Origin of the sequence: Chthoniobacter sp. (assembly GCF_040003245.1) — a bacterium.
GTDB lineage: Bacteria > Verrucomicrobiota > Verrucomicrobiia > Chthoniobacterales > Chthoniobacteraceae > Chthoniobacter.
Genome location: NZ_JBDUCX010000265.1, coordinates 1 through 9,016 on the forward strand (window position 1 = coordinate 1; position 9,016 = coordinate 9,016).

Annotated in this window: 8 protein-coding genes and 1 tRNA gene; 8 read left to right on the forward strand and 1 reads right to left on the reverse strand. The window is 59.0% G+C overall.

Translation table 11 applies throughout. From position 1 onward, the window contains the following. Positions 1–1,765 (forward strand): hypothetical protein (locus tag ABJF10_RS26160; RefSeq protein ID WP_348547571.1); only part of this gene is annotated, 1,765 nt, incomplete at its 5' end. 80 nt (positions 1,766–1,845) lie between these two features. Here the strand turns inward: ABJF10_RS26160 and ABJF10_RS26165 are convergent. Beyond that, positions 1,846–3,012, reverse strand: a complete 1,167-nt coding sequence (locus ABJF10_RS26165) for a tyrosine-type recombinase/integrase (protein WP_348547572.1) — start codon at positions 3,010–3,012, stop codon at positions 1,846–1,848. Positions 3,013–3,065: 53 nt separating this feature from the next. Between ABJF10_RS26165 and ABJF10_RS26170 the strand changes: the two genes are divergently transcribed. From ABJF10_RS26170 to ABJF10_RS26200, 7 genes are all read left to right on the forward strand, one after another. Continuing rightward, positions 3,066–3,143, forward strand: a tRNA-Tyr gene (locus tag ABJF10_RS26170). A 229-nt stretch (positions 3,144–3,372) separates the two neighbouring features. Continuing rightward, on the forward strand, positions 3,373–3,765 hold the full coding sequence (locus ABJF10_RS26175) for a hypothetical protein (RefSeq protein WP_348547573.1): 393 nt from the start codon (positions 3,373–3,375) through the stop codon (positions 3,763–3,765). Between the two features lie 290 nt (positions 3,766–4,055). Next, on the forward strand, positions 4,056–4,382 hold the full coding sequence (locus ABJF10_RS26180; RefSeq protein WP_348547574.1) for a hypothetical protein: 327 nt from the start codon (positions 4,056–4,058) through the stop codon (positions 4,380–4,382). A gap of 110 nt (positions 4,383–4,492) precedes the next feature. Continuing rightward, a complete protein-coding gene (locus ABJF10_RS26185) occupies positions 4,493–4,801 on the forward strand; it encodes a hypothetical protein (RefSeq protein WP_348547575.1) in 309 nt (102 codons plus the stop codon). Positions 4,802–4,938: 137 nt separating this feature from the next. Further along, a complete protein-coding gene (locus tag ABJF10_RS26190) occupies positions 4,939–6,198 on the forward strand; it encodes a TolC family protein (protein WP_348547576.1) in 1,260 nt (419 codons plus the stop codon). Positions 6,199–6,209: 11 nt separating this feature from the next. Beyond that, a complete protein-coding gene (locus ABJF10_RS26195) occupies positions 6,210–7,151 on the forward strand; it encodes an efflux RND transporter periplasmic adaptor subunit (protein WP_348547577.1) in 942 nt (313 codons plus the stop codon). 1 nt (position 7,152) lies between these two features. Further along, positions 7,153–9,016, forward strand: a 1,864-nt coding sequence (locus ABJF10_RS26200; protein ID WP_348547578.1) for an efflux RND transporter permease subunit, incomplete at its 3' end; no start/stop codon positions are given.

Genomic DNA, 9,016 nt, shown 5'->3' on the forward strand with positions numbered 1-9,016 from the left:
GCGAGGCCTTCACCGTGATCCGGCTGGTGGAAAGACCGAGGCGCCGAGTATGCACAAGGATCTGTTGAAAGGCTGGCACTTCTTCAGCCTCCAGGCAGGGGAACACGAGGTTCTGTCCGGGTTCGAAAAGCGCCTTGTGGGAGAAAGAAGATGCACCGTGATCCACTTTGACTCGGAGGAGTTTCTCTGCCGCCTGTCGAAGAAGATCGTGTCGCTTCGCCTTCACCTTCCGATAATCGGCCTTTTTCCGATGGATCAATTGGCGTTTCTAGCATCGGTTCAGATCTGGAATCCAAAAACCGCAGAGGAGCGATTTGAATGGCAGTGGGATGTGCGGGACGTCAATCGTGTGCTCCTGAGGCGTCTTGCTGAGAATTGCGCTTACGCCGCGTTTGGTTTTCTGGTTCGGCTTTCGTCCCGATGTCGAAGCAAACTTGGATTTTCGGACAAATTCCCGATCGATACTTTGACGCTGCGCCCCGGAGTTGCCGTCTCTCCGGGAAATCTGGAGGGCATACAGGGAGCAATTATCACCTACACGCCCATCCCACAGACGCCAGTTTCGGAAGACTTCGTCCGCTACAAGGGATCCACTTCGAAGCTGGAGAGCATGCTCCGGGATCAACTAAAGCAGCATTCAAGTGCCACCAGGTTTGAATACTGTGTCCGCCCCTCGAAGGAGCAGCGGCGAGCGATGACCCTGCCAGACAAAGTGGTTGAAAACGTAGGCCTGAAGGTGATTCGTCGATCCGGTGAGGCGACCGACGGCAGTGCTGCCGTCATCTCAGTGCCATTGTGTTTTGCGATGCATCCTCCGAATGTTTCGCTCGATCAGCTTCTACGTTACGGTGAGGAGATGCTGAAAGCCAAGAGGATCGCGGACGTAATTGTGGAATCAGGGGAGGAATTCCTAGTCTTTTGCTTCGAGCCTATTCTCTACGCCATCATCAAGGCGTTCAGGAGGAATGCTTACGGCGATCGTATCGCCTTTTTGGGACTCGTGCAAAAGCAGTTGCAGCGAAAATGGGAAGGAGTTCAATCGACTGGTGAGTTTTTATCCGGGGGTAAGCGACGGTTCGAACCGCAGTTCTATTTCACAGAGGAAGAACTTGCCGCAAAAGATCTGTCAGAGGTGACGAAGCGGAGATTATCCCACTGCAGAATTCCAAGCCGGGCGATGAGCGACAATGGAGTGATCCAGGACAAGGCGACGCATCGCTATCCAGGCTATTCGGGAACGCCTACGCTATATAAAACTTTGGTCGGATTAGATGCCGACTTCCTGTTAAGAGGAGTGAGCGAACACCACTGGGCATCACTGGTTCCTGCTGCCGATGAGTGGAAGAATCTTTATGGAAAAGCGTATGCTGACTGGCTATCGACCAGCTACAAGAATCCTGAACTGCTACGCAATTTGCTGAGCGCTGAATGCCGAACATCGTGGAAGGAAAACGAAGATGAATTGAGGGATCTAGCCTTTACAACCGTTGACTTGTTGAAGGAAAGGGCCAGTCGGATATTGCGCAACGCCGTCGAGAATGCGCAACGGCTCGTAATGAGTGGGCGGCAGCCGTCAGCGATCGTGGTGCGAAAGAAAAGCGAGTTGATCCACCTATGGAAGGCCTATTTGCGCAAGTTTCTCACGGCGCGCACGTTCGAGCGCTTTAATCTGAAGTGTCAGGTAGATGAGGCGGCAGAATCCTTGTGCGACGACGTATTCGAGGACGATGATGCTCGGAAAGAATTAGACCAGTTCGACGAATGAGGAAGGAATTGAGGTTCGTCCTCACCCGGGTATCCATTATTCGTGAAATCGCGGCCGCTGGTACAGTGCGTCGACGCGCTTCAGGTGCCCGGCGCGGCCACCATTGGCACCACCTTCCCAGGTGCGCTGGGGGGCAAGATTTGCCAGTATCGGGCGGCGTCCTTGGGTTTCACGCGCTCCCGATAGTGTTTCAAGAATGTCTGAGGGTTGGTGTGGCCCATCTCGGCCATAGACTCACCTAGGTTTTGGTGGTGAGCGTAGTGCATTGAACCGAAAGTGTGGCGCAGGCAGTCAGCGGGCCATGAGTGAATTTTAGCAGCAGTTCTCGCCTTTTGCAGGCGCGTGAAGTATGCATCGCCGACGGGAGAAATCGGTCCCGATTTCTGATAGAAGGGAAGCAACCATTGGACGAGGTTGTCTGCGATTTTCACGAATCTCTTTTTTGCCGTTTTCGTTCTATCGGCAGCCACGTCGATCAGTCGGCTCTCAAAATCAATGCTGCTCCAATCTAGTTTCCACACTTCAGATTCTGGGCGAAGACCGGCAAAAAGGCCAAGCGCGAGCGCTGGGACTATATCCGGTGTAGCGGATTCCAGAAGACGCTCCGATTGGTCGACGAGCAAAATGCCCGGCGGTTTATCGATTTCTTTGGCCCGGCTGGTGGCCTTTACTGGGTTCGTCAGTCGATAGCCTCGATTGAGCGCGTAATTGAACAGGACGCCGAGCAAACGGCGGTAGTTGTTGCGGGTGACGCCGCCGACTGGAAGGGCGCGCAGCCAGTCATCAAGCTGCGCCGAGGAAAATGCGATTACCTCATGTGCCGGAAAGGCCGCTGCAAAGATGCCCAGTCTTGTTTTGAGATCCTTCAAATATCGATAACTGGCTCCATCTCGCTTCTTATTTTCCAAGAGTTCGCGGACGAGCTCCTCGATCAGCATCTTGCGATCTACAATTTCGACATGTAGCGAAAAGAACTCTGCTGCTTCTCGAAGGGTTTTACCCAGTGGTTTCAGGATCGCGAGGGCGGCTTCCGCGTCGATCCGATCCGGGGCGCTGATGGATAGGGCGCTCTTGCCTTCGTTCACCCGCTGCACTCGAAGTTGCTGGCCTTTGGTGTCCGCTGCCTGCTTGGAGGCGAAGATATACCTGGTTCGCTTTCCGTTCACCATTCCGCAGTCCACCATCCAAGCGAATGACCCGCCGGGGTTCTTTCTTTTCCTGATTAACGGCCAGGCATTTGCCTTCATCCGAGACTTTTGACACTTTATTGACACTCGCACCACAAAAATCACGTATGTCCTCTGTAATTGTCTTGAAACGGGGCGGACTGTAAATCCGCTGGCTTACGCCTTCAGTGGTTCGAATCCACTCCTGCCCATTCTCTCTGAGATAGGGTCCCGAAGGGACCACAGGAGATTAGCCCCGGGTCGAGCGAGTCTGCGAGCGACCACCCGGGGTCTACCCCCCCAGCGGACACTCCAACCGTCCCGGCCTCCGGTCGCATCCTTTGTTGATTCGCAGAAGAGATGTGGTCCTTTTGGGACACACTCTCCGCCATCACGACTTGTGTCGCTGAGCTTCGGGTCGTTAGGTTACTGCCCACCCTTGTGAACGAGAGCGAATACATCTCCGCATTGTATGCGTGTTGGCCCTGCGAGTCTGAGACAACGCCGGAGGCGATCGCACTCGCGGACGATGCCGTTCGTGCCTTTCCCGATTCCCCGAAGCTCTGGTGTATGCGGGGTGACCTCATCCAGCTTGCAGCCGCGTCGTGCCCATACTCGCTCGATGATGCCGGAGCATGTTACCTACGCGCCATCGCGGTTGATCCATCCTCCGTCGAGGCACACGAGGGCGCCGCACATTTCTACGACGTCGTCATGTCAGATGAGCAGCGAGCCGCATCCTATTTCGCCGAGTTCCAAGGACTCCGTCCGGCTTCCTCCTCCGCAAACGTCCTCTTCCCGATGATCAGCATCATTGTTGACGACGGCCACTGAAAACACATGCGTTCCCGATCGATCATTCTCGCACTAATTCTCCTCATGGCTTGCGCGCTTTTGATCGTTCCGCTGTTTTTCGGCTCCATCCTGTTTGCGCTTCCGTCTGGCGGCACATCTATTTACATCGGCGTTGGTACCCTTGTGGCTCTGGTTTTGCTCGCTGCAATTGTCGGAGCGCGCCGCTTTTTCCATCGCTCATGAGCGTCTGTCCCGACTCAACCGCAACGCTTTACCATACCTTTGGCGACCCGTCCTCCGGGCGCGGAGCTTGAGGGCGCCAGGCAGCAATGAATAACTCCCCGCCGTCGCAATCGCTTTCTTTTTACGCAAAAGCGTACGCGCGATACATCGTCCCCACCTGGCTGTTCCCGGTCTATTTCATCGCATGGGGTTTTGCCTGCGAGCGTTTGAAACCGCCCTATATTATCCTGTGGTTCTTCCTCACTGTGGGACCGCCCTTCTTCGGATCGTCTCTTTGGGCAAATCGCGCACGCAAGCATATGCCATATTGGCCATTCGTCTTCCTGACGTTGATCGTTCCGTTCGGCATCTTTGTCGCCATCGGTTTGCTTTTGGCGATTGGTCAGCCGATCCTGAAGGGTAACGGCTTGTGAGCGCGGGGACGACGTCCTCCGTTGAGGGCTTCGACGTGGACGGGACTTGGTGCACATTTTCAATCCCGCCGCTTGACGCCGCTGCGGCCCCGCACTATCGAAGCCCCTTCTTGAACTTCCTGCGCTCAACGTTGCTCATCGCGATCGTGTCGCTCCTCGTGCTCACGGGATATGCGCATGCCGTGACGGACACCTGTTGCGCGCATGAGCAGCAGCAGGAACAGACCGGCAATGGGAACGCGGCGTCCACCAGCGACGACGGGTGCCAGTGCTTGTGTCATCAGATTTTCTCGAATGTCTCTGCCGCGCCGGTGCGGTTGCCGGCTTTGGGGTTGGTGTTGCCGGCCGTGCGGATGCCGGGTGAATTCCCGCCGGATACGGTGCCGCAGGGCATCGATTATCCGCCTCAGCTCGCTTAACGGCTGACGCGGATCGTCGCGCCCTGGTGGGGCGGCGATTTTCTCCGCGTTGGCTTTCTCCGCTGCACGGCCTTCGCCGTGGCCTCGTTGTTCCGCGTCTTCGCGCGGTCGCAATTCCCGCAACACCACTCCTTTGAATGACCTCAAAATCCATCTTCATTTTCATCCTCACCGCGGCTGCCTGGTCACCCATACACGCGGCCGACCCTTCCGGAAAATCCCGGATGAGCCTTGGCGAAGCCATCTCCACAGCTCAGCGCCAGAATCCAGAACTCCGTGTCTTTGAAGCGCAAATCGGAGGGGCGAAAGCCGGCGTCACGACCGCCCGGACTTGGGAAAACCCCGATGTCATTCTCGCCCCGGGCTCCCGGATCATCCGGGAAGATGGCGAGCGTCGAACCGTCTTTCACGGCTACTTCGAGTTGAACCAGACAATTAAGTTTCCCGGCAAACGCCAGCTCGAGATCGCCATCGCGCAGCGCAACGTGGAGCTGCGCCAACTGGCGCTCGAAGGCTTCCGCTTCCAACTTGCGGCCAAGGTCCGGAAGGCATTCTACCAGATGCTCGCCGCCCAGCAGGTCATCGGACTGCGCACGGAGCAGGCCGAGTCCGCCCGGGTGTTCGTGGCGTCGGCGCGGAAGCGCGCGGAGAGCGGTTACGCTTCGGATTTCGAGACGCTCAAAAGCCAGGCCGAACTCATCGCCGCGACCAAGGCGCTGCAACAGGCGCGGGGCGAGGTCATCGCGTCGCGGGTGATGTTGAATGCGCTCATGGATCGCAATCCCTCCGCGCCGCTGGAAATCACCGGTTCGCTGGAGACTCTCCCGCCGCCGGGCACGGCGCGCGATTACGTGGCCCTGGCTCTGGCACGTAACCCAAGCCTGCGCGCGCAGATTCGCGAAGGCGACCTCGCTGGGCTGAATCTCTCGTCCGCGCGGCTCAGCCGGAAGCCGGATCTGAAAATCGGGCCGCAGCTCGAATACACCGACACCGAACAGACCATCGGCCTCGGCTTTTCCCTCCCTTTGCCGCTGTGGGATCACAAGAAGGGGGAGATCGAAAAGGCGACAGCCGAGCAGCGAAAGGCGCTGGCGGAAATCGACAAGACCCGCGCCGAAATCGCGGGCGAGGTCACGGTCGCCGCGTCGAGTCTGCAAGTCGCGAAGGAAGCGGCCGCCCTCTACACCCCGGAACTGCTCCGGCAATTGCGAGCCTTCGTCGCCCAAGCCGAGCAGGGCTACACGCAAAGCTCGACCACCCTCATCATCTACCTCGACGCCAAGCGCACCTATTTCGACACGCTCAGCGATTACTACGAGGCCCTCGCCAAAATCGCCGCCAGCCACGCCGAACTCGAATCGGCCGTCGGTGTCCCGCTCGACACCCGGAAACCCTGACTCCCTCTCTCATGAAATCCTCTCTCATCAAATGCACAATCGTGCTCGCGGTCGCGGCCTTCACGCTCGCCGGCTGCAGCAAAAAGGAAGACGCAGCCGAAAAAGAAGCGCCCGCCGAAAAGCAGGACGACAAGATCGTTACGCTGACCAAGGAGCAACTCGAACACGTCGACTTGAAAACCGAGGTGGCTGCGACGGGCGACCTCGACATCACGCTCAAGGCTGCGGGCCGCGTGAGCCCGAACATGAACAAGACCGCCAAAGTCGCTAGCACGCTCGACGGTCGCATCGCGAAGCTCAACGCGGACATCAACGATCCGGTGAAAACCGGTGACGTGCTCGCGCTCGTGCAAGTGCCGGAGCTGATCGGCAAGCCGCTCGAACTCAAGGCACCGATCGATGGCGTCGTGACGGAGCGCAATCAAGCCGTGGGCGAACTCGTGGACAAGACCAGCGCGGTCTATGTCATCAGCGACCCAACGGATCTGTGGGTGCTCGCGGAGATCAAGGAGCGCGACATCGCGGCGGTGAAGCTTGGCCAGGATGCCAGCTTCACGGTGGTCGCGTATCCCGAGGAAACCTTTCGCGGCAAAGTGGTTCGGCTGGGCAACAAGGTCGAGGATCAGTCGCGCACCGTGGAGGTCCGGATCGAGGTAAACAACGCCGACGGACGATTGAAGCCGGGGATGTTTGCCGACGTCGCCATCGTCACCACGGTGACGAAAGACGTGCTCGTCATCTCCGACCATGCGCTGCAAAGCGTCGAAGACGGCCAGATCGTCTTCGTCGAATTGGAGCCGGGAAAATTCGAGAAGCGCGTCGTGAAGCTCGGCCTGGCGCAACAGGGACATGTGCAGGTGATCGAGGGCGTGAAGGCCGGCGAGAAGGTAGTGACCGACGGCAGCTTCGTCCTGAAATCCGAGATGCTGAAGAGCGAAATGGAGGCTGACTAAGATGATCAACCGCATCCTCGAATTCTCCGTCCGCCAGCGCATGCTGGTATTCATCGGCGCGGTGCTGCTCGCCACCTTTGGCGTGATGGCCTGGCAGCGCATTCCCATCGACGCCTTCCCCGATGTGACCACCGTGCAGGTCCAGGTCCTGGCGAGCGCCGGCGGCATGTCACCGCTGGAAGTCGAGAAGCTCATCACGCGCCCGATCGAGATCGAGATGGGCGGCCTGCCCCGCATGGTCGAGGTGCGTTCCGTCTCGAAGATCGGCCTGAGCATGATCACCGTCGTCTTCGAGGACGGCGTGGACGACTACTTCGCGCGGCAGTTGGTCTTTGAGCGGATGCAGAGCGTGCGCGGCGAGCTGCCGCCGGGCACCGACGTCGAGCTCGGCCCGATCACCACCGGACTGGGCGAAGTCTTTCAATACACGCTGGTCAGCAAAGACCCGAAGATCGACGCCACGGAACTGCGCACGCTCCAGGATTACGTCGTGCGTCCGCTGCTGCGCACCGTGCCGGGCGTGGCCGAGGTGAGTTCCTTCGGCGGGCGGGTGAAACAGTTCCAGGTCATCGTCAATCCCGACCGGCTCACCTCCTTCGGCATTTCGCTGCAACAGCTTTTCGAGGCGCTGCAAAAGAACAATGCCAACGCCAACGGCAACTTCATCGAGCACGGCTCGGAGCAATACATCGTGCAGGGACTCGGCCTCGTTAAGGACGAGAGTGACATCGGCAACATCATCGTCGCCACGCACGAACACACGCCTATCTTCGTCCGCGATCTCGCGGAGGTGAAGATTGGCTCGGAACTGCGCCAGGGCGTCGTCACCGCCGACGGCAAAGGCGAAGTGGTCTGCGGGATCGTGCAGATGCTCAAGGGCGCGAGCGGCCGCGATGTCGTCAATGCCTTGAAAGAAAAGCTGCCCGCGCTGTCCAAGGCGCTGCCAACGGGCGTGGAGCTCGTTCCCTACTACGACCGCACCGACCTCGTGAAGACCGCGATCCACACCGTCACCAAAGCGCTCCAGGAAGGCGCGGTCTTCGTCTTCATCATGCTCGTCATCCTGCTGGCCGACGTGCGCAGCGCCCTCATCGTAACGCTCGTCCTGCCGCTCGCCGCGCTCTTCGCCTTCATCATGATGCGCTGGTACGGGCTCAGCGCGAATCTCATGTCCCTCGGTGGCCTCGCCATCGGCATCGGCATGATGGCCGACGGGGCAGTCGTCATGGTGGAAAATATTCACCGTCACCTCACGGAAAAGCCCGGCCAGACCAAAGCACATGCGCACGCCAACAAGCTCGAGACCGTGCTCTACGCCGCCAAGGAAGTCGGCCGTCCGGTGGTGTTCGGTATTTTCATCATCATCATCGTCTTCCTGCCGCTGCTCACGCTCGAGGGCTTCGAGGGGAAAATGTTCGCGCCGCTCGCCTTCACGATCGCCTTCGCGCTGCTCGGCTCGCTCATTCTTTCGCTCACCTTCGTGCCGATGCTTTGCACGCTCCTGCTCCGGCAATCGCCCCACGCGCAGGACCCCATTCACATTCGCTGGCTGAAAGGCGCCTACCTCTTCTTCCTCCAGCCCTGCGTGCGGCATCCCGTCTTCGTCGTGCTCGCGGCTTTGCTCGCCCTCGGTGGGGCCTTCGCCTTCGTGCCACGCATCGGCACGGAGTTCCTCCCGCCGCTGGAGGAAGGCTCCGTGCTCGTCTCCGTCGCCCGCCTGCCCAGCATCTCCGTGGCCCAATCGGCGGAAATGGCGACGCGCGTCGAGGCCGCGCTGATGAAGTTTCCCGAGGTCATCACCGTCATCTCCCGCACCGGCCACGCCGAAAAATCCAACGACCCGATGGGCGTCGAACTCGGCGACA

Bases quoted from the DNA above. Each gene is read 5' to 3' on its own strand.
- ABJF10_RS26165 (WP_348547572.1), bottom strand. From the start codon at position 3,012: ATGAAGGCAAATGCCTGGCCGTTAATCAGGAAAAGAAAGAACCCCGGC.
- ABJF10_RS26180 (WP_348547574.1), top strand. From the start codon at position 4,056: ATGAATAACTCCCCGCCGTCGCAATCGCTTTCTTTTTACGCAAAAGCG.
- ABJF10_RS26190 (WP_348547576.1), top strand. From the start codon at position 4,939: ATGACCTCAAAATCCATCTTCATTTTCATCCTCACCGCGGCTGCCTGG.
- ABJF10_RS26195 (WP_348547577.1), top strand. From the start codon at position 6,210: ATGAAATCCTCTCTCATCAAATGCACAATCGTGCTCGCGGTCGCGGCC.